Origin of the sequence: Micromonospora sp. NPDC048894 (genome assembly GCF_040649765.1) — a bacterium.
GTDB lineage: Bacteria > Actinomycetota > Actinomycetes > Mycobacteriales > Micromonosporaceae > Micromonospora > Micromonospora antibiotica.
On the sequence record NZ_JBEZFY010000002.1, the window covers coordinates 305,575 to 330,793 of the forward strand.

Annotated in this window: 25 protein-coding genes; 8 read left to right on the top strand and 17 right to left on the bottom strand. The window is 72.6% G+C overall.

All coding sequences use genetic code 11. The annotated features are described in order from the left end of the window. Positions 1-78: 78 nt before the first annotated feature. The 3 genes from AB0C22_RS05195 to AB0C22_RS05205 form a co-directional block, all read right to left on the bottom strand. The gene (locus AB0C22_RS05195; RefSeq protein ID WP_255597567.1) at positions 79-1,359 is read right to left on the bottom strand and encodes a multidrug effflux MFS transporter; all 1,281 of its coding nucleotides are present in this window, start codon (positions 1,357-1,359) and stop codon (positions 79-81) included. 135 nt (positions 1,360-1,494) lie between these two features. Beyond that, positions 1,495-2,388: a siderophore-interacting protein gene (locus AB0C22_RS05200; RefSeq protein ID WP_255598096.1), complete on the bottom strand. Its 894-nt coding sequence runs from the start codon at positions 2,386-2,388 to the stop codon at positions 1,495-1,497. Positions 2,389-2,693: 305 nt separating this feature from the next. Continuing rightward, entirely contained in the window at positions 2,694-3,254 is a 561-nt protein-coding gene (locus tag AB0C22_RS05205; RefSeq protein WP_219461695.1) for a GNAT family N-acetyltransferase, read from the bottom strand. A 458-nt stretch (positions 3,255-3,712) separates the two neighbouring features. Here AB0C22_RS05205 and AB0C22_RS05210 point away from each other — a divergent pair, with 458 nt between their 5' ends. Genes AB0C22_RS05210 through AB0C22_RS05225 form a run of 4 tightly spaced genes read left to right on the top strand, consistent with a single transcriptional unit; the run spans position 3,713 to position 8,029 of the window. Next, a complete protein-coding gene (locus tag AB0C22_RS05210; RefSeq protein WP_357533600.1) occupies positions 3,713-4,417 on the top strand; it encodes a tryptophan 2,3-dioxygenase family protein in 705 nt (234 codons plus the stop codon). 56 nt (positions 4,418-4,473) lie between these two features. Next, positions 4,474-5,853, top strand: a complete 1,380-nt coding sequence (locus AB0C22_RS05215) for a tryptophan 2,3-dioxygenase family protein (protein ID WP_357533602.1) — start codon at positions 4,474-4,476, stop codon at positions 5,851-5,853. Beyond that, complete coding sequence (locus AB0C22_RS05220) at positions 5,850-7,016, top strand: aminotransferase class V-fold PLP-dependent enzyme (RefSeq protein ID WP_357533604.1); 1,167 nt, start codon at positions 5,850-5,852, stop codon at positions 7,014-7,016. The genes AB0C22_RS05215 and AB0C22_RS05220 overlap by 4 nt, the downstream gene beginning before the upstream one ends. Then, positions 7,013-8,029, top strand: coding sequence for a methyltransferase (locus tag AB0C22_RS05225; protein ID WP_357533606.1), 1,017 nt, complete (start codon positions 7,013-7,015; stop codon positions 8,027-8,029). The genes AB0C22_RS05220 and AB0C22_RS05225 overlap by 4 nt, the downstream gene beginning before the upstream one ends. 43 nt (positions 8,030-8,072) lie before the next feature. Here AB0C22_RS05225 and AB0C22_RS05230 read toward each other — a convergent pair whose 3' ends face one another. Then, positions 8,073-9,089 carry a methyltransferase gene (locus tag AB0C22_RS05230; protein WP_357533608.1) on the bottom strand — a complete coding sequence of 339 codons (1,017 nt, stop codon included), beginning with the start codon at positions 9,087-9,089 and terminating at the stop codon, positions 8,073-8,075. Positions 9,090-9,146: 57 nt separating this feature from the next. Here AB0C22_RS05230 and AB0C22_RS05235 point away from each other — a divergent pair, with 57 nt between their 5' ends. Continuing rightward, positions 9,147-9,527: a YccF domain-containing protein gene (locus tag AB0C22_RS05235; protein ID WP_219461681.1), complete on the top strand. Its 381-nt coding sequence runs from the start codon at positions 9,147-9,149 to the stop codon at positions 9,525-9,527. A gap of 87 nt (positions 9,528-9,614) precedes the next feature. Here the strand turns inward: AB0C22_RS05235 and mnhG are convergent, their stop codons facing one another. The 8 genes from mnhG to AB0C22_RS05275 form a co-directional block, all read right to left on the bottom strand. Continuing rightward, complete coding sequence (mnhG, locus tag AB0C22_RS05240) at positions 9,615-9,980, bottom strand: monovalent cation/H(+) antiporter subunit G (protein ID WP_208566100.1); 366 nt, start codon at positions 9,978-9,980, stop codon at positions 9,615-9,617. After that, positions 9,977-10,240: a monovalent cation/H+ antiporter complex subunit F gene (locus AB0C22_RS05245; RefSeq protein ID WP_088645903.1), complete on the bottom strand. Its 264-nt coding sequence runs from the start codon at positions 10,238-10,240 to the stop codon at positions 9,977-9,979. The genes mnhG and AB0C22_RS05245 overlap by 4 nt, the downstream gene beginning before the upstream one ends. Beyond that, positions 10,237-10,914, bottom strand: coding sequence for a Na+/H+ antiporter subunit E (locus AB0C22_RS05250; RefSeq protein ID WP_357533610.1), 678 nt, complete (start codon positions 10,912-10,914; stop codon positions 10,237-10,239). The genes AB0C22_RS05245 and AB0C22_RS05250 overlap by 4 nt, the downstream gene beginning before the upstream one ends. Further along, on the bottom strand, positions 10,911-12,491 hold the full coding sequence (locus AB0C22_RS05255; RefSeq protein ID WP_219461678.1) for a Na+/H+ antiporter subunit D: 1,581 nt from the start codon (positions 12,489-12,491) through the stop codon (positions 10,911-10,913). The genes AB0C22_RS05250 and AB0C22_RS05255 overlap by 4 nt, the downstream gene beginning before the upstream one ends. Then, positions 12,488-12,982 carry a Na(+)/H(+) antiporter subunit C gene (locus AB0C22_RS05260; RefSeq protein WP_357533613.1) on the bottom strand — a complete coding sequence of 165 codons (495 nt, stop codon included), beginning with the start codon at positions 12,980-12,982 and terminating at the stop codon, positions 12,488-12,490. The genes AB0C22_RS05255 and AB0C22_RS05260 overlap by 4 nt, the downstream gene beginning before the upstream one ends. Continuing rightward, the gene (locus AB0C22_RS05265; RefSeq protein ID WP_219461670.1) at positions 12,979-15,801 is read right to left on the bottom strand and encodes a Na+/H+ antiporter subunit A; all 2,823 of its coding nucleotides are present in this window, start codon (positions 15,799-15,801) and stop codon (positions 12,979-12,981) included. The genes AB0C22_RS05260 and AB0C22_RS05265 overlap by 4 nt, the downstream gene beginning before the upstream one ends. 146 nt (positions 15,802-15,947) lie before the next feature. Beyond that, positions 15,948-16,427, bottom strand: coding sequence for a potassium transporter TrkA (locus AB0C22_RS05270; RefSeq protein WP_219461666.1), 480 nt, complete (start codon positions 16,425-16,427; stop codon positions 15,948-15,950). Positions 16,428-16,713: 286 nt separating this feature from the next. Beyond that, the gene (locus AB0C22_RS05275) at positions 16,714-17,667 is read right to left on the bottom strand and encodes an ion transporter (protein WP_308290719.1); all 954 of its coding nucleotides are present in this window, start codon (positions 17,665-17,667) and stop codon (positions 16,714-16,716) included. Positions 17,668-17,857: 190 nt separating this feature from the next. On the opposite strand from AB0C22_RS05275, the gene AB0C22_RS05280 reads away from it, so the two are divergent. The 3 genes from AB0C22_RS05280 (at position 17,858) to AB0C22_RS05290 (ending at position 19,936) form a co-directional block, all read left to right on the top strand. Beyond that, positions 17,858-18,598, top strand: coding sequence for a hypothetical protein (locus AB0C22_RS05280; RefSeq protein ID WP_357533616.1), 741 nt, complete (start codon positions 17,858-17,860; stop codon positions 18,596-18,598). Continuing rightward, positions 18,598-19,260 carry a DUF6529 family protein gene (locus AB0C22_RS05285; RefSeq protein WP_219461659.1) on the top strand — a complete coding sequence of 221 codons (663 nt, stop codon included), beginning with the start codon at positions 18,598-18,600 and terminating at the stop codon, positions 19,258-19,260. Before AB0C22_RS05280 ends, AB0C22_RS05285 begins: the two co-directional genes overlap by 1 nt. Before the next feature lie 106 nt (positions 19,261-19,366). Continuing rightward, positions 19,367-19,936: a Rieske (2Fe-2S) protein gene (locus tag AB0C22_RS05290; protein WP_308290718.1), complete on the top strand. Its 570-nt coding sequence runs from the start codon at positions 19,367-19,369 to the stop codon at positions 19,934-19,936. On the opposite strand, the gene AB0C22_RS05295 is transcribed toward AB0C22_RS05290, so the two are convergent. The 5 genes from AB0C22_RS05295 to urtB all read right to left on the bottom strand — a co-directional run bounded on the left by AB0C22_RS05295 (position 19,933) and on the right by urtB (position 25,185). Then, complete coding sequence (locus AB0C22_RS05295) at positions 19,933-21,570, bottom strand: CotH kinase family protein (protein ID WP_357533619.1); 1,638 nt, start codon at positions 21,568-21,570, stop codon at positions 19,933-19,935. The two genes, AB0C22_RS05290 and AB0C22_RS05295, sit on opposite strands and share 4 nt — an antisense overlap. 99 nt (positions 21,571-21,669) lie before the next feature. Next, entirely contained in the window at positions 21,670-22,362 is a 693-nt protein-coding gene (gene urtE, locus AB0C22_RS05300; RefSeq protein ID WP_208566106.1) for an urea ABC transporter ATP-binding subunit UrtE, read from the bottom strand. Further along, the gene (urtD, locus tag AB0C22_RS05305; RefSeq protein WP_357533621.1) at positions 22,362-23,117 is read right to left on the bottom strand and encodes an urea ABC transporter ATP-binding protein UrtD; all 756 of its coding nucleotides are present in this window, start codon (positions 23,115-23,117) and stop codon (positions 22,362-22,364) included. The genes urtE and urtD overlap by 1 nt, the downstream gene beginning before the upstream one ends. Beyond that, complete coding sequence (gene urtC / locus AB0C22_RS05310; RefSeq protein WP_219461649.1) at positions 23,114-24,301, bottom strand: urea ABC transporter permease subunit UrtC; 1,188 nt, start codon at positions 24,299-24,301, stop codon at positions 23,114-23,116. The genes urtD and urtC overlap by 4 nt, the downstream gene beginning before the upstream one ends. Further along, the gene (gene urtB, locus AB0C22_RS05315; protein ID WP_219461644.1) at positions 24,298-25,185 is read right to left on the bottom strand and encodes an urea ABC transporter permease subunit UrtB; all 888 of its coding nucleotides are present in this window, start codon (positions 25,183-25,185) and stop codon (positions 24,298-24,300) included. Before urtB ends, urtC begins: the two co-directional genes overlap by 4 nt. Between the last annotated feature and the right edge of the window lie 34 nt (positions 25,186-25,219).

Consider the following 25,219-nt stretch of genomic DNA (forward strand, 5'->3'; position numbering starts at 1 on the left):
CACCGCCTCACCCTCTCCGCCGCTGTTCGCACCGCTCGCGGCCGGAGTAACCCGAGTCGACGTGTCCGGCCGGTCCCGTCAGTGCACGACGACCACTGCCGAGGGCGGTTCCAGGTCGGCGAGCCGGGACGGGCGAACCACCAGGAACAGCACCGCCAGCGCCGCCACCATCCCACCCGCCACCACCAGCGCCATCGCCACCGCACCGTTGCCCAGCACCCCCACCATCGGCGCGGCCACCGCACCGACGCCGAACTGCACGGCACCGAGCAGGGCCGACGCGGTGCCGGCCGCCTCGCCGTGGCGGGACAGCGCCAGCGCCGGGGCGTTCGGCATCGCCAGGCCGGCCGTCGCCAGCACCACCCATAACGTCACCAGCAGGGCGGGCAGCCCGCCGAATCCGGTCACGGCGAAGGCCAGCAGCGCCAGCCCGGCCAGCGTGCCGACGCTCAACGAGGTGACCAGGATGCGCTGCGGGGAGAAACGACGCAGCAGCCGTACGTTGTACTGGGCCGCCCCGATCAGGCCCACCGCGCCCGCCCCGAACGCCAGCGCGAACTGCTGCTCGTCGAGCCCGTACCCCTCCTGGAGGACGAAGGACGAACCGGCCACGTACGCGAACAGCGCCGCCATGGCCAGGCCGGCGACCAGGACGAGCCCCACGAAGGTGCGGTCGCGCAGCAGTGAGCCGTACAGGCCGACGGTCGTCCACACGCCGCCCCGTTGACGACGGGCGGCCGGCAGGGTCTCGGGCAGGCCGATCACGGCGAGCACGGCGAGCAGCACGCCGAAGACGGCAAGCGTCACGAAGACACCCCGCCAGTCGGTCCAGCGCAGCACTCCGCCGCCGAGGGTGGGGGCGAGGATCGGCGCCGCGCCCATCACCAGCAGCAGCCGGGAGAGCAGGGTGGCGAAGGCGGTGCCGTCGAACAGGTCACGCAGCACCGCCATGGCGACCACCGTGGCGGCGGCGACGCCGAGGCCCTGCACCACCCGCAGTGCGCCGAGGACGGCGATGTTGGGGGCGACGACGCAGAGCGCCGAGGCCACGACGTGCACCGCGAGCCCGACGATCAGCGGGCGGCGGCGGCCGACCGCGTCGGAGAGCGGCCCGATCAGCAGTTGACCGAGGGCCAGCCCGGCGAGCGTGCCGGTGAGGGTCAACTGGACGGCCGCCGAAGTGGTCGCGAAGTAGGTGGCGATGGCCGGCAGCGCCGGCAGGTACATGTCGATGGTCAGCGGGCCGATGGCGATCAGCGAGCCGAGGACGAGAACGAGTCGCACGCGCTGCCGGCGGGTCATCAGGTCGCCCGGCGTCGACGCGACCTTCGGCGACTGGTCGTGGACGACATCGGTCATCGGGAAGGCTCCGCCCGGTCGGGGTGCGGCCGGACGGTAACGGGTGCGAAGATCACACCTGGCTTCAAATCCGGATCCGCTGTTCTGATTCCCGCTCCACCGAGAGGTAACGCGGGTCACAACCGCTGGTCACGCTCAGGCCGGGTCCGTCCGGCCGTGCCGCCAGTACCCCATGAAGGCGACCGCGCGCCGGTCCATGCCCCGGTCGGCGACGAGGTGCCGGCGCAATGCGCGGATGACGCCGGCCTCCCCCGCCAGCCAGGCGTAGACCGGCACCGGCGAGGTCGGGGTCGGCACCTCCCAGAGCAGAGCCTGGTCGACGTCGACGTCGACGATCGGGCCGGTGGGGTGCACGCCGACGTCGCAGAGCAGGTGGTGTGCCGCGGCGGCGACGGCGGGTAGCAGCCGACTGCCGTGGTCGCCGCCGTCGCGGGGCAGCCAGTCGACCGTGACCCCGGGCGGCGCGACGAGCGGCAGCACGTCGGCCCGGTCCGGCACCTCCAACAGCACCCGGCCCCGGGCGTCGAGGGGCAGCCGCTCCAGGATGGCGCTGATCGCCGGTACGGCGGTCTCGTCACCGGCCAGCAGCAGCTGACCGGCGGCCGGGGGGCGGAACTCGATGCCGCCGTGGTCACCGTGGTAGCCGGCGTCGGGTCCGAGGAGGCCGGCCTCGTCGCCAGGGCGGGCCCGCAACGCCCACCGACCGGCCGGACCGCTGTCGCCGTGCAGCACGAGGTCGATGTCGACCTCGGCCAGATACGGCCGGACCGCCCGGACGGTGTAGGTGCGGATCGGGCAGCGCTCGTCCTCGGGCAGCGCCCGCCAGTGGGAGTACCAGTCGACGCCGCCGGGCAGGTGGACGCCGGGCCGGCCGGGCAGCGGCAGCACCAGCTTGATCCGCTGGTCGTAGCCGTTGTCGGCGAACCGGTCGAGGTCCGGGCCGGTGAAGGTGACCCGCAGGAAGGACGGGCTGAGTCGACGCACCGCGCGTACCTGTACGTCGAACAGCCGCCAGGGGGCCGCGGGCAGGGTCGTGGTGCCGGTGGCGTGGTGGGGCTCCCCCGCCGGGCGAACTCGATCACTAAGCACGTAGGTGAGGCTAACCTAACCAAGAAGATGAATGGCGAGGTGGCCTACCCCGTCCCCGTTCGGGTGAACCGCCGTCGCGGCCACGCCACGTCGCGGCCAGGACCACGCGGGTCTCGACGTGGCGACCCGGTCAGGACCACGGGGCGCACCCGACCCTGCGGCACCGTCGGCGGGCACGACCGGCGGGCACCGTCGGCCCACCCGACCGGCGGGCACCGGCGGCGGGCACGGCCGGCGGGCGGCGGTCAGCGACCCGGCGCGACCCGGTCGAGGAACATCAGTTGGGCGCGCTTGTCCGGCAGGTCGATCTGCGGGCCGGGTACGAAGCCGGCGCGGGCCAGCCGGTCGACGGCACGGGTGTTGCGGGCGTCCGGCTCGGCCACGATCCGCAGCCGGGTCGGATCAGCCAGCACGAACGCGAGGAACGCGTCGAGGAGCACACCGGTGAAGCCGGGCTCCGTACCGCCGTCCGGGGGGCCGATGAGCAGGTGGACACCGAAGTCACCGGGGCGCACCTCGTAGCACCGCCCGACCGGGTCGGCGGCCGGCTCGTAGGTCTGGAACAGGGCCACCGGGCGGCCGTCCCGGTGGACCAGGTACGCGTGATGGGTGCTCAACGAGTCGAGGTACGCGTATATCTCGTGCACCCGCTCGCGGTCGGCGTCCCGCATGCCCCAGAACCGGGACCGCTCCCGGGTGACCCAGTCGTGGATCACCTCGACGTCCCGGTCGGGCCGCACCGGCCGGATGGTCACCTCACCGAAGCCGTCGATCAGACGCGAGGCGGAGGTCGACACCGTCGCCATGGCACTCCTTCCGGGACCGAACCGTCGACTCACGAACCGTCGACCCACGAACCGTCGACCCACGAACCGCCACCGCCGCTGCCGACCGCCGCAGCCGATGGGTAAGGACGACCCAACCACGCATCCGCACAGTAAGCAATCGAACACTCCGAGTACGCCCGAATTCCCGGCCGGACCGCCCCGCCCACGCAGCCCCCGTCGGGCGAGCGCGGAGTGGGTCACCCACCCCGGACCTCGCCCGGGCCGGGCGGATGTGACACGTCAGGCACCTTTCGGCATTGACGAAAGGAATTATTCATGTTAGCGCTCACATGCTGAGAGAAAAAGTGCGTTTCCTCCCCCGGAGCCGACCACCCTCCACTTCGGGAGGGGGGTGACACATTGCCGTTCTTCGTTGGATAATTGCACCGTTGAGCGCCGACATCCGTGCCGCGCCGGCATTTACCGGAGGGACAGTCGTGAAACGTGACCAGTCACCCGTGCTGCCCGGCGACGGTCCTACGGACTACGCCCGCTACATGCGCACCGGTGAACTGCTCGATCTGCAACGCCGCCCGGAGGAGGTGCTGCACCGCGACGAGTTGCTCTTCCAGGTCGTACACCAGTCCACCGAGTTGTGGCTGAAGCTGGCCGGGGCCGAGCTGAGCGCCGCCGTGGCGCGGACCGAGGCCGCCGACCCGGCAGCGGCGGCGGAGCTGCTGGCCCGTGCGACGCTCGCGGTGCGACTGGTCACCGACCAGTTGACGATGTTCGACCATCTGGCACCGATCGACTTTCAGACGATGCAACCGGCGCTGGGCAACGGATCCGGTGCCGAGTCACCCGGCTGGCGTCAGGTCGCGTCGGTGAGCCGGCAGCTCGGCCGGGCCTTCGCCGGGCAGCTCGCCGACCGGGGCGCGACGCTGCACACCCTGCCGCCGACCGACCCGACACGTCGGCTCGCCGAGGCGATGGCCGAATGGGACGAACAGGTCTCCCGGTGGCGGGCACGTCACTACCAGGTCGCCCTGGCCGTCGGTGGGCACCCCGCCGACGGCAGCCCGTCCAGCCCGGCCACGATGCTCGCCAAGCTCGTCGAGCACCGGTTCTTCCCCGAGCTGCGACCGGCCCGGCCGAACACCGACACGCCGGTGTCGGCCCATTCCCGCTCCGCAGAAGCATGACGACCAGCGCCACTCGAAGAATCGTCGGCGCCTCCCTTGACATACCCCCACCCGAGGTGCGGATCGTGCTTGAGCTGACCAGCTGGTCGTCCGGTACGGCCGATCCCGAGAGATTTCCCTACGATGCGGTTGTCACCGAATTTCAACGCGTCGGCAAACACTTCGTCAAAAAGGAACTGCTGGCCCTGCTGGATCAGGTCCGCGCCCGGGTGGGCACCCGGACGCCCCCCGCCCGCCAGCTGTCCACCTTCCTCGACGTGGCGCTCGACAAGTGGGACGACCGGTACGACTACCGCAGCTACCTGGCCCTGCCCCTGCTCCCCCTGCCCGCCGCCGGGCCCACGGACACCCGCCCGGCCGGGCCGGCCCCGTCGACCGGCCAGACCGACCAGACCGGGCCGACCGGGCCGGCGACGCGGGCCGGGCAGAGCCAGCAGGCGACGCCGGCCGGGCGGGCCGGCGGGCGGCGGGAACGCGACCGGCTGCTGGTCGACCTCGTCGCCGACGCCCTCGCGTTCGAGTTGGCCGTCGCGACCGATGCCACCGATCTGCTCCCCGAGCAGCGGCCGGAGCCGACGGTGGTGGCCAAACGGTACCGACTCGGGGTGCGGGCCGGGATCTCCGCGCTGACCCGGCTCGGCCGTGTCGGGGCGGTCACCGACCCGCACCCGGTGACAGCGACCCGGGACCCGGTGGCGGCGGCGACGGCGCTGCACCGGCTCGCCGTCGCCGGCCGTGATCCCGCCCGGGAGCGGGTCCTGCGGCTGAGCATGTTGCCGGTCTACGTCTCCCACGACGAATACCTGTTCATCCGGGTCCTACAGGCGTACGAGTGTGTGTTCGCCGGGGTCGCCGAGGAGTTGCGGGACACGATCACCGCGCTGGCCACCGGTCGTCCCCACCGGGCCGCCGCTTCGCTGGCGTACGCCCGGGAACTGATCAGCGACGCCGGTCCGCTCTTCTCGCTGCTGGCCACCATGCAACCGGCGGCGTTCCGGACGTTCCGCGATTACACCGAGGGGGCCAGCGCGATCCAGTCCCGCTCCTACAAACTGATGGAGTCGCTGTGCCGTCCGCCGACGCCGGACCGGTTGGACTCCACCGCGTACCGGTCGGTGCCGGAGGTGCGTGACCTGGTGCGGTCCGGCCAGCCGTCGATCGACCAGGCCTACCGGACGGCGGTCCGCGACGGGCTACTGCGGGGCCCCGACCAGGCGCTGGTACGCCAGCGGATGGCGGCCTTCGCCGAGGCCGTGCTGACCTGGCGACGCACCCATCACCGGCTGGCGACCCGGATGCTCGGCAGCCGTTCCGGCACCGGTTACACCGAGGGCACTCCCTACCTGGCGGCCGTCCGCGCCGATCCGGTCTTCACCACCGTATCCGCAGACCCGGGCACCACCCGGGTCGACCCGATTGGAGGCTGCTCCGAGTGAGCGGACCCGACACCCTCCCGGCAGGCTGCCTGGACACCGCCGCGCACACCACCCTGCGCGCCGAGTTCCCGCTGCTGGAAACCTGCGTCTACCTGGGCAACAACTCCACCGGCGCGTCGCCCCGGGGCGTCGAACGGGTGCTCGCCGACTACTGGGCCACCCTGCGCGACTGGCGCGACGACGTGTGGCAGGGCTGGCACGTCGGCCTCGACCGGTACGCCGACTCGGTCGCCGCGCTGCTCGGCGCACCGCCGGGCAGCGTGGTCACCGACGCCAACCTGAGCACGCTGCTGGTCCGGGTGCTGTCCTGCTTCGACTACCGCCCGCCGCGCGACCGGATCGTCACCACCGACCTGGAGTACCCGACGGTGCCGTTCATCGGCACCGCGTTCGGCCGCTACGGCGCGCGGCTCGACGTGGTCGGCACCGGCGGCCCCCGGTTCGACGAGGACGCCCTCGAAGCCCGCATCGACGAGCGGACGCTGCTGGTCTGCGTACCCCATGCGAGTTTCTCCTCCGGGGCCACCATCGACCTGGCCCGGCTGGTCGCCCGCGCCCACGCCGTCGGCGCCCTGGTGGTGGTGGACGCCTTCCAGACCGTCGGGGCGGTCCCGCTGGACGTGACCGCGCTCGGCGTCGACATCGTCCTCGGCGGTGCGCACAAGTGGCTGTGCGGGGCCGGCACCGCCTTCCTCTACGTCCGCCCCGACCTGGCCGAGCGGCTGGAACCGGCGGCGACCGGGTGGCAGGCCGGCGACCGGGCGTTGACCTTCCGGGTGTCGACCGGGTGGGCGGCGGGGGCGCAACGCTTCGCCGGCGGCACGCCGTACCCGTTGACCTCGCTGATCTCCCAGGTCGGCCTGGACCTGCTCGCGGGCGTCGGGATCGGGGCGATCCGGGCGCACTCGCTGGCGCTGACCCAGCGGGTCCTGGACCGGGCGGCGGCGGCCGGCATCGCGGTGGTCAGCCCCACCGACCCGCAGCGCCGGGGCGGGGTGGTCTGCCTGGACGTCCCCGACGGCGAGGCGGTCAAGCGGCGGCTGGCCGGACGCAACATGATCTGCACCTGGCGGGGCTGGCTGCGGGTCGGGCCGCACGTCTACAACACCCTCGACGAGGTCGACGCGTTCATGGACGCGCTGGCCGAGGAGCTGGACCGGTGACCGTCACCCTGTCCCCCCGGGCGCTGATGAGCCTGCTCGTCAACGGCCCCAAGGCCGTCGACGTGCTGGAGACCGCGCTGGCCCTCGGCCTGCTCGACGCGCTGGAACCCGGCCCGGTACGCCTCGACGCGCTGGCCGACCGGTTCGGGGTGCGCCCGCTGCGGCTCTACAAGTTCCTCGACTGCCTGGAGAGCCTCGGCTGCGTCACCCGCCACGAACCCGGCGACGACATCGCCGCGGCCAGCTACCGGGCGGTGCCCGGGTTGCGCGACGCCGTGCTGGCGGTGGTCGGCCCGGACGCGATCGAACGGGACCGGGACCGCTACCCGTGGCGTCTGCTGCACGGCCGGCTCGCCGAGAGCCTGCGCGGCGAGGTCGGCATGACCGACGACGACTTCGCCTGGCCACCCAGGACCGACGCGCAGACCGCCGACTTCGAACGCAGCATGGCCGCCGGGCTCGGCCCGGTGATCGAGACGCTGCGCCGGCACGCCGACCGGTTGTGGCCGGACCGGCGACGCCTGCTGGACGTCGGCGGCGGCGACAGCACGCTCGCCGCGCACATCCTCGACACCGCCCTGCGGGCCGACGTGTTCAACCTGCCGCCGGTGGCACCGCTGGTGGCGGCCACCCGGGTCGCCCGGGGGCACCCCGACCGGCTGGGCTTCGTCGGCGGCGACTTCCTCGCCGGGCCGCTGCCGACCGGCTACGACGCGATGGCGTTCGTCCGGGTGCTGCACGACTGGCCCAACGACGTCGCCCGCCGCCTGGTGGAGCAGGCGTACGCGGCGCTGGAGCCGGGTGGGCTGCTGCTGATCGCCGAGGAGTTCCGCACCCCGGACCGGCTGGCCGTGCAGTTCTTCTGGAGCTACTTCCTGATCGGGGTGGACAGCTGCGTCAGCCGGCTGCGGGAGGTCGAGTTCTACACCGGGCTGCTCGCCGAGGTCGGCTTCACCCGGGTGGCGGTGCTGCCCGGCGGGTGGGAGCTGGTCACCGCGTACAAGCCGGGGTGAGCGGGCGGGCCGGCGGACCGTGGTGGCCCGCCGGCCGGGCCGGTCAGGGGCGGCGGGCCAGCACCGCGCCGTTCGCGCCGGGGGCCTCGAACGGCACCGTACGCACGTCGACGAAGCCGGCGTCGGTCAGCCAGGCCCGGTACTCCGCACCGGAGTAGTTCTTGCCGCCCTCGGTCTCGACGAGCATGTTCATGCCCATCAGGGCGGCCTCCGGCGGGCCGGTGCGCTCGTCGTTGAGCAGCAGCTCAGAGATGACGACCACCCCGCCGGGCGGCAGCGCGGCGAAACACCGGGCCAGCAGCGCCCGGTTGGTCGGCTCGTCCCAGTCGTGCAGGATCATGCTGAGCAGGATCACGTCGTGCCCGTCCGGCAGGGCCGGGTCGGCGAGGAAGTCCCCGGGGACGGCGCTGATCCGGTCGGTCAGGCCCGCCTCCGCGATCCGCTCCCCGGCTCGCACGCACACGTGCGGCAGGTCCAGGATCGTCGCCCGCAGGTGCGGCAGACGCAGACAGAACTCGATCGGGAACGCCCCCGCGCCGCCGCCGACGTCGAGCAGCCGGCGGTGCGCGCCGAAGTCGTACGCGTCGGCCAGGGCGCGGGCGGTGAACCGGGAGGTGGCGAACATGGCGTCCCAGAACTGGGCCACCAGCTCCTGGTCGGTGGTGTCGAACAGGGAGTCCTGCTGCTGCGGGTCCCAGGTGAGCGGCCGGTTACCGCGCAGCGCCTCGCCCACCCGGTGCCAGGGCAGGTAGGTGCGCAGGTCGGAGTAGCGCACCTGGGCACCGAAGTAGTAGGGCCGCCCCTCGACCAGGAACTGCTCGGCCAGCTCGGAGTTGCGATAGCCGTCACCGGCCCGCTCCAGCAGCCCCAGCGACGCGCTGGCCGACAGCAGCAGGTCGGCGGGGCGTTCGTCGAGCCCGAACTCGGCGGCGACCTCGGCCACGGTGACGGTCCGGCCGCCGGCCAGCTTGGTGAACAGCCCGAACTCGACCCCGACGGCGAGGGTCTTGAAGCCCCAGACGCCGGCGACGAGATGCATGAGAGGAGTGGGAGTGATCATGGGAACATAAGATCATGGAACGGTGACGCGGTGGCACGCACCCGTCACTATGGAGTAATGATTCGCTTCATCCTGAACCTGTTGTGGCTCATCCTCGGTGGCGGAATCGTGCTGGCGCTCGGCTACTTCGTCGCGGCGGTGGTCTGCTTCGTGCTCATCATCACGATCCCGTTCGGGGTCGCCTCGCTGCGGTTGGCGTCGTACTCGCTGTGGCCGTTCGGCCGGACCCTGGTCGCGAAGCCCGGGGCCGGCGTCCCGTCCGGGCTGGCGAACGTGCTGTGGGTGCTGCTCGCCGGCTGGTGGCTGGCGCTGTCCCACCTGCTCGCCGGGATCGCGCTCTGCGTCACGATCATCGGCATCCCGTTCGGCATCGCCAACTTCAAGCTCGTCCCGGCGGCGTTCTGGCCGCTCGGCCGGGAGGTCGTCGAGGCCCCCTGACCCGCCCGGGGACACCCCGGTCAGGGCAGCGACGACCCGGCCGCGACGACCCGGCGGCCGGGGCCCGAAGGCCGGGGAACGCCCCGGTCAGGGCCGGCGGTCGGCGTGCAGGCGGTCGAGGTGGGCGGCGAGTTCGTCGGTGATCAGGAGATCGGTGCGGATCCGGTCGTGCGGGTAGCCGGCCCGGCCGATCATGTGGGCGGCGACCGGCGCGGTGGCCAACTGGAACGCGCCGACCAGCACCAGCGTGGTGACGTCCACCCCGGTCCGCAGCCGCAGCGCGCAGCCGAGCAGCACCAGCAGCAGGCCGAGCACCTGTGGCTTGGCCGCGGCGTGCATCCGCGACAGCAGGTCGGGGAAACGGACCAGGGCGACCCCGGCGGCGAGACTGAGCAGCGCACCGCCCAGCAGGCAGACCGCGGCCACCACGTCCAGCACCGCGTCGACGCTCACCGGTCGTCCCGGCGGGTGGCGAAGCGGGCGACGCTTACCGACCCGACGAAGCCGAGGATGGCCAGCACCACCAGGATCGGCAGCGCGGTCGCGTCCCGGCTGTAGGCGGCCTCGGTCGCCACGGCGGCCACCACGATCGCCAGCAGCACGTCGGTGGCGACCGCCCGGTCGAGCACCGACGGCCCCCGGACGATCCGGGTGAGGGTGAGCGCACCGGCCACCGCCAGCAGCACGGTGACGATCACGGCGACAGCGGTCATCTCGAACTTCCTTCCAGGGTGGACGGTGTGTGCTCCCGGATCAGCCGCTGCTCCTGCGCCGAACCGATCGCCGCGATCAACCGGGCCTCCAACTCCAGCACGCCGTCGCGGAAGCGTTCGACCTCGGCGCGGTCGCGCACCCCGAGGACGTGGACATAGAGGATGCCGGCGTCCCGGTCCACCTCGACGATGAGGCTGCCCGGCACCAGGGACAGCGCCTCGGCGGTCAGGGTGAGGTTGAGGTCGGAGCGGACCCGCAGCGGCACCGCGATGATCGCGCCCAGCGGGGGGTGCCCGAACCGCAGTGCCAGCACCGCGATCTGGACGCTGGCCACCACCAGGTCCCGCAGGAAGCGCAGGGCGAACCGCAGCAGCGGCACCGGGTGCACCCGTCCGGCGAAGGTCACCGGGGGCAGCGGGAAGACGGTCAGCACCACCAGCCCCACCACCAGCCCACCGAGCACGTTGGCCCAGCTCAGCGTCCCCCACAACAACACCCAGACGGTGACCAGGACGATCATCGCGACGGCCTGGTTGCGGCGGTGGGCCGCCGGGGTCAACGGCAGATCCTCGGGATGCACCGGCGGCGACGGTTCACCGGCACGCTGCGGCGACAGGTCCTCCGGTGGTGGCGAGAGTTCCTCGGACGGCTGCGGCGGTGGATCGTGGCTCACGGGGTACCCCCGGGGTAGACGGCCTCGACGTACGGGGTGCGCCGCAGCAGGTCGTCCGCGGCGTCGGAGCTGAGGTCGAACAGTGGCCCGGCCACCACGGTCAGCCCCAGCCCCAGCACCACCAGGGCGACCGTCGGCGCGATCATCAGGCGGGGCAGCATCGCGCCCGGGTGGGCGTCGCGGTCCGGCCCCCGGTAGGGCTGCTCCACCCCGTCGGTACGCACGGTGTGCACGCTGTCCTGCGGTTCGGGCATCTCCGGGTGCGGGCGACGCCAGAACGCCAGGTTCCACACGCGGGCGATGGCGTAGAGGGTGAGCAGGCTGGTCAGCAGCCCACCGGCGACCAGCACCCAGGCCAGCACGCCACCGTCGTCCACCCCGGCCTGGACCAGGCCGAGCTTGCCGAGGAAACCGGAGAACGGTGGAATCCCGGCCAGGTTCAGCGCGGGCACGAAGAACAGCACGGCGAGCAGCGGCGACAACCGGGCCAGCCCGCCGAGGCGGTCCAGCGCGGTGCTGCCGCCCCGGCGTTCGACCAGCCCGGCGGAGAGGAAGAGGGTGGTCTGGATGGTGATGTGGTGCACCACGTAGAAGATCGCGGCGGCCAACCCGAGCGACGAGCTGAGGCCCACCCCGAACAGCATGTACCCGATGTGGCTGATCAGGGTGAACGACAGCAGTCGTTTGATGTCGGACTGGGCGACCGCGCCGAGGATGCCGACCAGCATGGTCAACGCCGCCACCACCAGCAGCAGGTCGGCCGTCCGGCCACCGGGGAACAGCAGCGTCTCGGTGCGGATGATGGCGTACACGCCGACCTTGGTGAGCAGGCCGGCGAAGACGGCGGTGACCGGTGCGGGCGCGGTGGGATAACTGTCGGGCAGCCACGCCGACAGCGGGAAGACCGCCGCCTTGATGCCGAAGGCGAGCAGCAGCATCCCCTGCAGCACCAACCGCAGGTCGTCGGGGAGCGCGTCGAGCCGGTCGACGAGCTGGGCCAGGTTGAGGGTGCCGGTGGCCGAGTAGACCAGCCCGATCGCCACCAGGAAGATCAGCGACGACAGCAGGCTGACCACGACGTACGTGGTGCCGGCCCGGATGCGGGTCTCGGTGCTGCCCAGGGTGAGCAGCACGTAGCTGGCGACCAGCAGGATCTCGAAACCGACGTAGAGGTTGAACAGGTCACCGGAGAGGAAGGCGTTGCACACTCCGGCGGTCAGCACCAGGTAGGTGGGGTGGTAGACCGACAGCGGGGTGTCCTCGTGCCCGTCGGCCATGCCCTGCCCGATGGAGTACACCAGCACGCAGAGGGTCACGGCGGCGGACACCACCAGCATCAGCGCGGCGAGCTGGTCGGCGACGAGCACGATGCCCAGCGGCGCGACCCAGCCGCCGACCTCGACGACGAGCGGACCGTCGATCGAGGAGCGGACCAGCAGGGTGGCGGCCACCGCCACGGTCGCGGTGAGCACGGTGAGGCTGACCCACCGCTGCGCACGGGGGCGGCTGGCCAGCAGCAGGGTCAGGGCCGCGCCGAGCAGCGGCATCACCACCGGCAGTGGGACGAGGTAGTTCACGCTTTCCTCCCCCGCTCGCCGGCCGCCACCGACGCCGCCGAGGGCCGCTGGCTGTCCGGATCGGGCCGCCCGTCGCCGTCGAGCTGGTCGTCGGAGTCGGGCTGGTCGGCGTCGTCGGTGCCCGGCCCCTCGTCCCGGTCGGCCAGGTCCATGATCCGGCGGTCCTCCACGTCGTCCTGCACCTCGTCGTGGCCGTTGAGGTGCCAGCTGCGGTATGACAGCGCCAGCAGGAACGCGGTCATGCCGAGGGTGATGACGATGGCGGTGAGCACCATCGCCTGGGGCAGCGGGTCGCTCATCTCCGCCCCGTCGGTGGTGCCGACGATCGGCGGGCCACCGGCCCGGCCGCCGGTGAGCAGCAGCAGGTTGGCGCCGTTGCCGAGCAGGATGATGCCCATCAGCACCCGGGTCAGGCTGCGTTCCAGCAGCAGGGTCACCCCGGCGGCGAAGAGCACGCCGACCACCACTATGTAGGTGAGGTTGGGGGTCACACCAGCTCCTTGTCCCGTACGTCGTCGTGGGCGTCCTCCTGCTGGCGGTCCATCTCGGCGCCGAGGCTGCGCAGGATGTCCAGCACCAGGCCGACCACGATCAGGTAGACGCCGACGTCGAAGAAGACCGACGAGACGAAATGGACCTTGCCCAGCAGGGGCAGGTGCAGGTCGAGCACCGCGCTCTGCAGGAACTCCCCACCCAGCGGCATCGCCACCACTCCGGTCCCGACGGCGAGGAAGAGTCCCGCGCCGAGTACCGCGCCGGCGTCGACCGGGGCGGCGGCGTTGAGTTCCCGCCGGCCGCCGGCCAGGTAACGCACGGCCAGGGCCAGTCCGGCGACCAGCCCGGCGGCGAACCCGCCACCGGGGGCGTTGTGGCCGGAGAAGAGCAGGTAGACCGAGAACAGCACGATGGCGTGGAACAGCAGCCGGGTGACCACCTGGAGGATCACCGAGTGCCGGTGCGCCTCGAAGCCGGCGGTCAGCCAGCGCGGCCCGCCGGTGGTCGCCGGTCGGGGGCCGGGGACGGCGCTGCGCCGGTCCAGGTCCCGGGAACGGCGGAAGATCAGGCTGGCCACCCCGGTGGCGGCCACCACCAGCACCGCGATCTCGCCCATGGTGTCCCAGGCGCGGATGTCGACCAGGGTCACGTTGACCACGTTCTTGCCGCCGCCGTAGGAGACCGCCTCGTCGGGGAACCGGTCGGAGATCGGGGTGGCCAGCCGGCCGCTCCCCGCGACCCAGGCCATCCCGGACACGACCGCGCCGACGGCGACCCCGAGGGCGATCCGGCCGCGCCGGCTGGCCCGGATCGGCCGGGCCGAGAACTTCACCGGCAGCCGGCGCAGCACCAGCACGAACATGACGATGGTGACGGTCTCCACCAGGAACTGGGTCAGCGCCAGGTCCGGTGCGCCGTGCAGGACGAACATCAGGGCCGTGCCGTAGCCGGCGACGCCGACCAGGATCATCGCGGTGAGCCGGCGCAGCGCGCGGGCGGCCATCACGGCGGCGACGATCACCAGGGCGGCGACGACGGCCTGCAACGGGGTGTCCCAGGCGCGGAACTCACGGGGCCAGGGCCCGCCGGTGAGCAGCGCGCCGCCGGGCAGCACGACCAGCACCACCAGGATGATCCCGAGGTAGAACGGCAGCGAGCCCCGCTGGGTGGCGCCGGTCAGCTCCACCGCGAGCCGGTCCACCCCGGCGACCAGCCGCTCGTAGCCGGCCGCGCCGTCGACAGGGGTCCACCGGGTCGCCCGCAGCCGTCCCCGGTGCAGCAGCAGGAACAGACCGCCGCCGACCGCCACCGCCAGGGCGGACAACCCGAGCGCCGGGGTCAGGCCGTGCCACAGCGCCAGGTGGTAACCCGGCTCGGCGGAGGCGAACCCGTCGGCGTACGGGGCGAGCAGCCCGTCGAGGGCCGGGGCGGCGACGCCGACGGCCAGCCCGGCCACGGCGAGCAGCGCCGGAGCGGCGAGGAACGACCGGCCCGCCGGGTGCGGCTCGGTCGGCGCGACCCCGGGCTTGCCGGCGAACGCGCCCCACAGGAACCGCAGCGTGTACGCCACGGTCAGCGCCGACCCGGCCACCACCCCGGCCAGCACCAGCAGGTCGGCCGTACCCCCGTGCTGGAACGCCTCGAAGGCGGCCTCCTTGGCGACGAAGCCGGCCATCGGCGGCAGCCCGGCCATCGAGGCGGCGGCCAGCACGGCGACCCCGGCCAGCACCGGCGCGCGCCGGCCGAGGCCACTGAGTTCGCGCAGGTCACGGGTACCGGTGGTGTGGTCGACGATCCCGACGACGAGGAACAGGGTGGCCTTGAACAGGGCATGGGCCAACACCATCGCCGCGCCGGCCAGTGCGGCGTCGCGGGTGCCGGCACCCAGGACCACCATCAGCAGCCCGAGCTGGCTGACCGTGCCGTAGGCGAGGAGGAGCTTCAGGTCGGTCTGGCGCAGCGCCACCCAGGCGCCGAGGAAGAGGGTGGCCAGACCGGTGACGAGCAGCACCACCCGCCAGGCGGTGACGTCGGCGACGGCCGGGCCGAGCAGCGCGACCAGGAACACCCCGGCCTTGACCATCGCGGCGGCGTGCAGGTAGGCGCTGACCGGGGTGGGGGCGGCCATCGCCCCCGGCAGCCAGAAGCTGAACGGGACGATCGCCGACTTGCTGAGCGCACCGAGCAGGATCAGCATCAGCGCGGTGACCAGGTAGCCGCCGCCGGGCAGGTCGGTGGCGACGACCGACCAGCGGTAGCTGCCGGCGTGCTGGCCGAGCATCACGAACCCGGCCAGCATCGCGAGCCCGCCCAGGGTGGTGACCAGCAACGCCTGCATGGCGGCCCGCCGGCTGGCCCGCTTGGCCGGGTCGTAGCCGATCAGCAGGTACGAGAAGACGGTGGTGAGTTCCCAGAAGACGTAGAGCAGCAGCAGGTCGTCGGAGACCACCAGGCCGAGCATGGAACCGGCGAAGGCGACGAAGACCGAGGCGAATCGGCCCAGCCCGGGGTCGTCGGAGCGGAAGTACCTGGCGCTGTACGCCAGCACCAGCGCGCCGACCCCGCCGACGAGCACCACCATCAGCCAGGACAGGGTGCCCATCCGTAGGGCGAGTTCCAGGCCGATCCGGGGCACCCACGGCCAGGTCTCCACCACCGGCTCGCCGGCCCGGACCCCACCGGTGCGGGTCAGCGCCCAGACCAGCGTGGCGGCCGGGGCGAGCGCGACGGCGTAGAGCGCCCGGCGGCCGAAGCGGCGTACCAGCCCCGGGGCGACCACGGCTGCCAGTGCGTGGACCGCCACCAGGACCAGCACATACCCTCCTCAAAGATCAGTGTCGGCGGCCACCGACCCGATCGGGGCGGTGCGGAACCGGCGGCGCGGGGACGGGCGTCCCCGGGTCGCACGGCCACCGCGGTGGTGGCGTCACCAGTGGTTGGTCGGTCGGTGGTGGTACCCGGTCAGTGACCGGCGAACACGTCCACGGCGGCCGTGGTGGCCGCCTCCGCGCCCGCGACGACGACCTCGTCGCCGGCGAGCAGGACGTAGTCGTCGCCGGGGGTCGGGACGACCCGGCCGGCGCGGACCACCGCGAGCAGCGACAGCGGCAGGTCGGACGACGCGGTGTCCCGCCAACGCTTTCCGTCGCCGGCACCGCCCACGGCGACGGGTATTCGCACGACGGTGACGCCGGGGAGCTGGCGTTCCAGCTCGGCGAGGTGGTCGACGGTGACCGCCTGGTTGAGCACACCGGCGACGGCCTGCGCCTCGGACTGGTCGAGCACCAGCGTGCCGACCGCGGTGTCGGTGTCGTCGGGGTGGTAGATCACGATGTCGCGCCGCCCGCCGGGGTGGGAGATGACGCTGGCCCACTGGCCGTGTGCGGTGGCGAAGCGCTGGCAGAGTCCGACCCCGTGAATGACCGTACGTTCGAACCGCACACCGACCTCCTTCGCCCAACATCGAAGGGGCGTCCGGCCGGTAACGGCCGCGCGCCCCTTCATCCCTATCATGATCGGGACGCGACCGCCCACCTCCACCGTCCCGCCATTCGGGAAACCTGGACGTCGGAGGGGTGCCGACGGACCCTCGGCACCGCTCGGGGGCGACGATCACGGGTCCACCGACCGGCACCGGCCAGTCAGCGGCCGACGGGCCGTGCGACATGTCGGCGGCGAATGCCGACGGTCCGGGTGACAAGTCGGCGGCGGATACCGACGCCCGTCGTCAACGTGCGTCGGAGCGTTCGGCCGACCGGTGCCGGCTCGCCGGGTCGTCCCGGTCGATACGCAGCTCACGTTCCAGCTCGGCGATCACCGCCCGCAGGTCGTCCAGGCGCTGGGTCAGGGCGATCCGGTCCACCTCGTCGGGCACCCCGTCGCCGTCGGCGTCGTAGCCGGGCGCCAGCCGCTCGGTCATCTCCAGCCGGCGGGCCTCCTCCATCGAGTTCACGATGACCGCGATCAGGATGTTCAGCAACAGGTTGACCGTGATGAGCACATAGCTGACGTAGTAGACGAGGGTCCACGGGGACAGCGCCATCCCCTGCTCCACCAGATCCGGCAGGGTCTCCAGGGACAGCAGCACGAACAGGGTCAGCAGCGACCGGCCGATGTCGCCGTACTGCTCCGGGTAGGCCCGGCCGAAGATCAGCCAGCCGGCCATGCCGTAGACGTAGAGGGTCACCATGGCCAGCGCGAGGAACCCGCCGACACCGGGCAGGCTGCGCCACAGCGCGGCCACGATGGTGCGCAGCCCCGGCGAGAAACGCACCAGGCGCAGCACCCGGGCCACCCGCACGACCCGCAGCAGCGCCGAGTCGCCGTGCAGCCCGGGCAGGAAGATCGCCGCGATCACCACCAGGTCGAAGACGTTCCACCCGTGCCGCAGGAAGTCCTGCGGCCGACGCCCGTACGCCAGCACCCGGATGGCGATCTCGGCGACGAAGGCGACCCGGAAGCTCAGCTCCAGCCAGTGCAGCGCGGGTCGGGCCGCACCGAGATCCGGATAGGTCTCCACCCCGAGGACCGCCGCGTTGGCCATGATGAGCACCACGATCGCCGCCTCGAACGGACGAGACCGGGCGATGCGGGCACACCACCTGGGCAGGCCGGACAGGTGGGCCGGACCGGGATCGGGGGCACCCCGTGGGGTGGGAACCGGCGACAGGGGTGTGGCCACGGGCGGCACCGGTCACCCGGTCCCGCAGCGGGGCGGAAACGCGGCAGCCATGCCGACACCCTAACGGCCATCCCCGACGGTCACCGAAAGTCACCGACCGGTCACCGGCCCACTTTCGGGCACAGCTTCTCGCCGCGACATTGAACGACCGGGGCCCGGACTTCGTACATCCCGGTGAAGGGAGCTGCTCATGAAGCGCATAACCCCGTTGCTCACCCTGCTGACCGGGACGGGCATGGCCGCCGTCCTGTTCGCGATGAGCGCCCAGGCGGCACCGCGTACGGTCGACGCCGGGCCGGCCGCGAACGCGGCGGCCTCGCCCGAGGCCGCCGTCGAGTCGCCCGCCGCACCAGCGGAGCCGGCACCGGACGCCACCCCGGCGGAGCCGTCGGAGCAGCGGGGCCAGCCCGCCCCGCCGCAGACGCCACCGCCGAGCACACCACCGGCGGCCAAGGCCGACTCCAACTGGACCGGGCGGATCGACGGCGGCGCCACCATCGCGATCACCGTCACCGACGGTAAGGCGGTGGCGTACGTCTGCGACGGCAAGAAACTGGAGGTGTGGCTCAAGGGCACCGCCGCCGACGGCCGGATGAGGTTGACCGGCAAGAAGGGCGAGGTGCTCACCGGCTCCTTCGGCGACGGCGTCGCCTCCGGCGAGATGGTGGTGGGCCAGCGCCGGTGGAAGTTCACCGCCAAGCAGACCAGCAAGCCCGACCCGGTGCTCTACCGGGCCACCTCGCAGCAGCGCCGTTCCGGTGTCGACGGCGGCTGGATCATGCTGCCCGACGGCAGCCAGATCGGGGTGGTGACCCGCGACGGCACTGCGGTGTCGGCCCCGCCGCTGGACCCCGCGTTCGGCACCACCATCCTGGACGGCCGGACCGTCACCGCGGCCCCGGTGGCGGCCGACCCGGGCGGCGGTGAGTGATGACCGCCCGCCGCAGGTTCGAGACCGACGTGGGACGCGACGTCGACGACGGGCTGTCCGTCCGGGTCCTGTCCGACCCCCCGTCCGTCGGGATCCCGCCCGACCCGACCGGTACGCCGTCCACCGCCTCCGGCGGACCACCCGCCTCGGTGGTCGTACCGCTGCTGGTCGGGGCGGCGGTCACGGTGGCCATCGGGGCGTACGCCAAGGTGCACCAGCCCACCGGGATCGCGGTGAACGTGGCCGGCTTCTCCAGCCCCCAGGCGGTCAAGGTCTGGTTGGGCACCGGGGCGGCCTTCTTCGCCGTGGTGCAGCTGGTCACCGCGCTGTCGATGTGGGGCCGGCTCGGTAGCTTCTCGCCCTCCTGGGCGGGTGGGCTGCACCGGTGGAGCGGCCGGGTGGCGTTCCTGCTGACCGTGCCGGTGGCGGTGCACTGCCTCTACGCGTTGGGCTTCGCCGACTACGACCTGCGGACCCTGCTGCACTCGCTGCTCGGCTGCCTCTTCTTCGGCATCTTCACCATGAAGATGCTGGCCCTGCCCAAACGGGGGTTGGCCGGTTGGGTGCTGCCGGTCGTCGGTGGGCTGCTCTTCACCGTCCTGATGGGAATCTGGGTGACCTCGTCGCTGTGGTACTTCACCACCTTCGGGGTGGGCACGTGACGCGGGGCCGGTAGCCGATACGCGGGCCGGGTGGCTGACGCGGGCCGGTAGCCGATACGCGGGGCGGGCACGTGCCGCGGCGGCGGCCCGTGGACAGGGTGGGCGTGTGACACACGAGAGGAACGACGGGCAGATGTGCGACGAACGTGGGGCGGGCTGTGCGTCCCGGCGGGCCGTGCTGGCCGGTGCCGGTGGGGTGGGTGTGACCGCCCTGCTCACCGGCTGCCAGACGTACGGTGAGTCGACGGCACCGGCCGCCGCTCCGGCGGCCAGCGGTTCCGCCGGGGCTCCTGCGGGTGGCAACCCGGCCGGCGCCTCACCGGGCGCGGCCGGGCCGTCCGCGGGGGCGAGCGGTTCCCCCGCCGGAGGTGGCGAGCAGCCGCCCGCCCCGGCGGCGCTGGCCGCGGTGGCGGACATCCCGGTCGGCGGCGGCAAGATCTTCAAGGCCGAGGGGGTGGTGGTGACCCAACCCGCCGCCGGCACCATCAAGGCGTTCTCGGCGACCTGCACCCACCAGGGCTGCACGGTCACCTCCGTCAAGGACGGCACCATCGTCTGCGGCTGCCACAACAGCGTCTTCGGCATCGCCGACGGCGCGGTGCGCAGCGGCCCGGCCGGTAGCCCGCTGCCGCCCAGGGCGGTGACCGTCGACGGTGACGACATCCGGCTGGCCTAGACGGCGGAGTCCAGCCACGCCATCCGCCGGTCCAGCCAGTCCCGCAGGTAGTCGAGCTGCCCCTGCCACGTGTCGGCGGTCGGGGTGACGATGGGGCCGATCTTCTCGGTGGTCAGGTTCGGCCACCGCTGGAAGTTGCGGTCGGCGGCGTTGGCCAGCGGCGCGGTGAGAGCGGCGAGGCGCGCGTCGAGCCCGGCGGCGGAGAGCGGACCCTGGCGGAGAGCGGCCCAGCGGGCCCGGACCAGCGCCATGAAACCGGGGTCCGTGACCAGCCGGTTGATCCAGTTGTTGGGCTTCGGCCAGCGGGGCTGCGCGTACTGCCAACCGGTGGTCTCCAGGTTGTCCCCGCCGCCGATGCCGTAGGTGAGGTCGAGGTCCCACAGCGGCCCGGCGGTGATCTTGCCGCCGCGGTCCTTGTGGAAGTACGAGCTGCGGGCGTACGCGTCGAAGTTGCGGGTCAGCTCGTTGACGATGAACGAGTCGACGAACGATCCCACGTCGATCCAGGCGGGGTAGCCCGTGGTCGGATCGGCGAAGTCGCGGGACTGCATCAGGTCGTTGAACTGTTGGAGGTGCCCGGTGAGCCAGGCCTGCTGTTCCGGTTGCAGGGGCGAGGGGTCGACCACCTCCAGGTAGTGCCAGCAGGTCGCGGGCCGTCCCTGGCACTCCAGGGTCGGCTCCTCGGCCGTCAGCCACTCGAACTTGAAGATGTACCCGCCGGAGATGGCCGGCAGGGTGACGTCGTCGGGGTCGAGGTCCTTCAGGTCGAGCCGGTTCTTCGAGTTCTTGATGGTCTCGACGATCAGGTAGACGCCCTGGTAGTCCTCGGCGTTCACCGGCCGGTCCGCCACGTTGTGGTAGAACTCCACGAAGGCGTACCGGGGTGCCTGGAATCCGATCTCGCGGGCCAGGTCGAAGGTGAACGCCTCCCGGATCAACGCCTTGTCGGTGTAGGGCCCCCGCAGCACCCAGTCGGATTCGGCCGGCATGCCGAGCACCGGTTGGTCGACGTCGTCGTCCTCGTTGTCCCGGAACTCGACCCGGTAGGGCGCCTTGTCGAACAGGGAACTCGACGTGCCGCGCAGGTGGTAACCGATCCGGGTGGCGAGGGTGGGTGGCGTCGAGAGCGACGCGTGTCCCCCGGTCGGCGCGAAGAGCAGCGCTGCCGCATCGACGAACTCCCGTCCCGGCGCACCCTGGCCGTACCCGTCGATCAGCAGGATCGGCAGGTCGAGGCTGACGTCCACGGCCCGCTCGACGTAGAGGGCGGTGCCCGGGTCACCGGTCGCCACCCCGTCGACGAACGCACCGGCCCGTAGCTGGGTGGTGGCGGAGATGGCCACCGGGGTGCCGTCGTACCGTGGGGAGTCCGCGCGGGGCAGCGCCCCGTCCGTCGTGTAGCGGATCTCGGCGTCGGTCACCGTCGTCCGCAACGAGACCGCGAGTGCGTCCCGGAAAGTGCCGCTCGGCGCGGAGAAGACGATGTCGCCGGTCAGTTCGTCGGCCGGGTCCGCCGCCGGGGCGGCGGTGGCCGACGCGCCGGCCGGCCGGTCCGGGGCCGGCGACGGGCCGCCGACCACACCGAGCGAGATCGCGGTCACGACGCCCAGGACCCGGGCCGGCAGATTCCGCACAGTCACTCCCCTGCGTCACGGGCGGTTGAAGCACCTTCATGCCATCTACGCACGCCAATGTTACAGGTTCGATCACTTTCGGTCATCGATCCAACACGGTCAGACAGCGAGCGCCTGGCGGACCGACCGTTCGGCGTCCCGGCCGCCGTCGCCGGTGGCGGTGACCCGGCCGGACTCCAGCACGTAGTGCCGGGTCGCCACCCGTAGCGCGAAGCCGAGGTGCTGCTCCACCAGCAGCACCCGGATGCCGGCCCCGGTGGCCAGCTCGACGATCCGGTCCTGGATCTCGGCGACCACCGAGGGTTGGATGCCCTCGGTGGGTTCGTCGAGCAGCAGCAGCCGGGGCCGGGTGACCAGCGCACGGGCGATGGCCAACTGCTGCCGCTGGCCGCCGGAGAGCAGGCCGGCCCGCCGCCGCAGCAGGGGACGCAGCGCCGGGAACAGGTCCAGTGCCTCGGCGGTGGCGGCGGCCCCGTCGCGCCGGCCGTCGGCCACCAGCCGCAGGTTCTCCGCCGCCGTCAGGTGCGGAAAGCACTGCTGGCCCTGCGGGACGTACGCCAGGCCCCGGGCGACCCGCTGGTGCGGGGCGAGCCGGGTGACGTCCTCCCCGTCGAGGGTGACCGTGCCGGCGCGGGGGCGCAGCAGCCCGACGGCGACCCGCAGCAGGGTGCTCTTGCCCGCGCCGTTGTGGCCGAGCACGGCGGCCACCCCGTCGGCGGGGACGGCCACGTCCACCCCGTGCAGCACCTCACTGCGGCCGTAGCCGGCGTGTACGCCACGCAAATCCAACATCACGCCTCCGGTGCGGTGTCGACGCCGAGGTAGACCTCCTGCACCCGGGGGTCCGCCTGGACCTGGGCGACGGTGCCCTCGCTGAGCACCTTCCCGGCGTGCAGCACGGTCACGCTGCGGGCGAAGCGCCGCAGGAAGTCCATGTCGTGTTCGATGACCACCACGGTGCGGTCCCGGCTGACCGTCTCCAGCAGGGCGCCGGTGGCGTCGCGTTCCTCGTGGCTCATCCCGGCGACGGGTTCGTCGAGCAGCAGCAGCCGGGCGTCGGAGACCAACAGCATGCCGATCTCCAACCACTGCTTCTGCCCGTGCGCCAACGCGCCGGCCAGCTGGTCACCCCGATCGGTCAGCCCGATCGTCTCCAGCGCGGCGGCCACCTCGTCGGGGATCCGGTTGCGTCGTCGGGCCAACGTCCACCAGTTCCGGGTGGCACCGGCGGCGATGTCGAGGTTCTGCACCACGGTCAGTTCCTCGAAGACCGAGGCGGTCTGGAAGGTGCGGCCGATGCCGAGCCGGGCGATGCGGTGCACGTCGCGGCCGAGCAGTTCCCGGTCGCCGAAGCGGGCCGAGCCGGTGGCCCGGACCAGCCCGGTCACGGCGTCGACCACTGTGGTCTTGCCCGCACCGTTCGGGCCGATCAGGAAGCGGATGTCGCCGGGCGGCACGTCGAGGTCGACCCCGTCGACGGCGGTGAAGCCGTCGAAGGTGACCCGCAGGCCGCGTACGCACAGGCCGTCGAGTTGCGGGCCGGTCATGCCGCCGACACCTCCGTCCGGTTCTCGGCCCGGTCCACCGGCCGGGTCCGCCGCCACCACCGCGCGCCGGCCGGGTCCGACCGGCGCTGCCGGGCCAGCACCCACAGCGACGCCAGGCCGCCCGGCAGGAACGCCACCACCAGCACGAACAGCAGGCCCTGCAGGTACGTCCAGGTGCCCGGGAACCGTTCCGACAGGGCGGTACGTGCCCAGGCCACCGCCACCGCGCCGAGCACCGGACCGAGCAGGGTGGCCCGGCCGCCGACCGCGACACCGATGACGAACTCGATGGACGGGACGATCCCGATCAGGGCGGGTGAGATGATCCCGACCGCCGGGACGAACAGCGCCCCGGCCAGCCCGGCCATCCCGGCGGCGATCACGTAGCCGACGAGCTTGACGCCGGCCGGGTCGTAGCCGAGGAAACGGACCCGTTCCTCACCGTCGCGGACGGCCACCAGCAACTCGCCGTAGCGGCTGCGGATGAGCTGGCGGGCCAGGGCCAGCAGCGCGAGCAGGCTGGCGGCGATGATGAAGTAGACCATCCGCTGGTTGACCGGGTCGTCCAGGTCGTACCCGAAGAAGCCCTGGATGTCGGTGAGGCCGTTGGTGCCGCCGGTGGTGCCCTGCTGGCCGACCAGCAGGATCACCATCGCGGCGGCGAGGGCCTGGCTGAGGATGGCGAAGTAGGCGCCGCGGACCCGGCGGCGGAACACCAGCGAGCCGAGGCCGAACGCGACAGCCATCGGCAGCAGCACGGTGGCCGGCAGGGCGATCCACGGGCTGGCGAACGGCCGCCACCACAACGGCAACTCGTCGAGTTGGCCGTAGAGCTGCATGAAGTCGGGCAGTTCGCCGGGGCCGGCGTCGGCGAGCTTGAGGTGCATCGCCATCGCGTAGCCGCCGAGGCCGAAGAACACCCCCTGGCCGAGGGTGAGCATGCCGCCCCGGCCCCAGGCGATGCCGATGCCGACCGCGACCATCGCCACGCACAGGTACTTGGCCAGCAGCGACAGCCGGAAGTCCGACAGGGTCAGCGGGGCGACGGCGAACAGCAGCGCCGCACCGAGGGCGAACCCGGCGGCGGTGCGGGCCGGGCCGTCGAACCGGCGGCCCCGCCGGCCGCCGGCCGGGGTGCCGGCCGCGCTGGCGGGATCGGTGCCGACCAGCGGCGCGGCGGTCATGCGAGGCTCCTGGTACGCAGGGTGAACAGCCCCTGGGGCCGCCACTGGAGGAACGCCACGATCGCCACGAAGACGATCACCTTGGCGACGCTGAGTGTGGTGAGGTACTCGCCGGTGGCCTGGAGCACGCCCAGCGCGAAGGCGACGATCACGCTGCCCTTGAGCTGGCCGATGCCGCCGACCACGACGACCAGGAAGGCATCGATGATCAGGTTGGTGCCCATCGTGGGGCCGATCGGCCCGAGCAGGGTCAGCGCGACCCCGGCGACGCCGGCCAGCCCGGAGCCGATGAAGAAGGTCGTCCGGTCGACCCGGGCGGTGGGGATGCCGGAGACGGCGGCGAGGTCCCGGTTCTGCACCACGGCGCGGATGCGCCGCCCGAGCGGGGTGAGCCGCAGTGCCAGGGTCAGCGCCACAACGGCGGCCAGCGCGAGGGCCAGGATGAACAGCCGGTTGTTGGCGACGGTGAGGCCGCCGGGCAGGGACACGTTTCCGGTGAGCAGCGCCGGGGCGCGGGTCTGCACGTTGGGGCTGCCGAAGACGTCGCGGGCGAGTTGCTGGAGCATCAGCGAGACGCCCCAGGTGACCAGCAGGGTGTCCAGCGGGCGGGCGTAGAGGCGGCGGATCAGCAGCACCTCCAGCAGCACGCCCATGGTGCCGGCCACCGCGAAGGCGACCGGCAGCGCCACCAGCAGCGACCAGCCGGCGGCGGTCACGGTCTGCTGCAGGACGTAGGTGGTGTAGGCGCCGGCCATGATGAACTCACCGTGCGCCATGTTGATCACGTTCATCTGGCCGAAGGTCAGCGCCAGGCCGAGGGCGATGAGCAGCAGCACCGCGCCGATGCTGATGCCGGTGAAGAGCTGACCGAAGAGGACTGTCACGTTCGCGCTCCGAAGTGGTGGGTCGGCCCGGGCG

What these genes read in the sequence shown, in the direction of transcription:
- AB0C22_RS05195 (WP_255597567.1), bottom strand. Translation starts at nt 1,359, where the DNA reads ATGACCGATGTCGTCCACGACCAGTCGCCGAAGGTCGCGTCGACGCCG.
- AB0C22_RS05205 (WP_219461695.1), bottom strand. Translation starts at nt 3,254, where the DNA reads ATGGCGACGGTGTCGACCTCCGCCTCGCGTCTGATCGACGGCTTCGGT.
- AB0C22_RS05230 (WP_357533608.1), bottom strand. Translation starts at nt 9,089, where the DNA reads ATGATCACTCCCACTCCTCTCATGCATCTCGTCGCCGGCGTCTGGGGC.
- AB0C22_RS05235 (WP_219461681.1), top strand. Translation starts at nt 9,147, where the DNA reads ATGATTCGCTTCATCCTGAACCTGTTGTGGCTCATCCTCGGTGGCGGA.
- AB0C22_RS05245 (WP_088645903.1), bottom strand. Translation starts at nt 10,240, where the DNA reads ATGACCGCTGTCGCCGTGATCGTCACCGTGCTGCTGGCGGTGGCCGGT.
- AB0C22_RS05280 (WP_357533616.1), top strand. Translation starts at nt 17,858, where the DNA reads ATGAAGCGCATAACCCCGTTGCTCACCCTGCTGACCGGGACGGGCATG.
- AB0C22_RS05285 (WP_219461659.1), top strand. Translation starts at nt 18,598, where the DNA reads ATGACCGCCCGCCGCAGGTTCGAGACCGACGTGGGACGCGACGTCGAC.
- urtE (WP_208566106.1), bottom strand. Translation starts at nt 22,362, where the DNA reads ATGTTGGATTTGCGTGGCGTACACGCCGGCTACGGCCGCAGTGAGGTG.
- urtD (WP_357533621.1), bottom strand. Translation starts at nt 23,117, where the DNA reads ATGACCGGCCCGCAACTCGACGGCCTGTGCGTACGCGGCCTGCGGGTC.
- urtC (WP_219461649.1), bottom strand. Translation starts at nt 24,301, where the DNA reads ATGACCGCCGCGCCGCTGGTCGGCACCGATCCCGCCAGCGCGGCCGGC.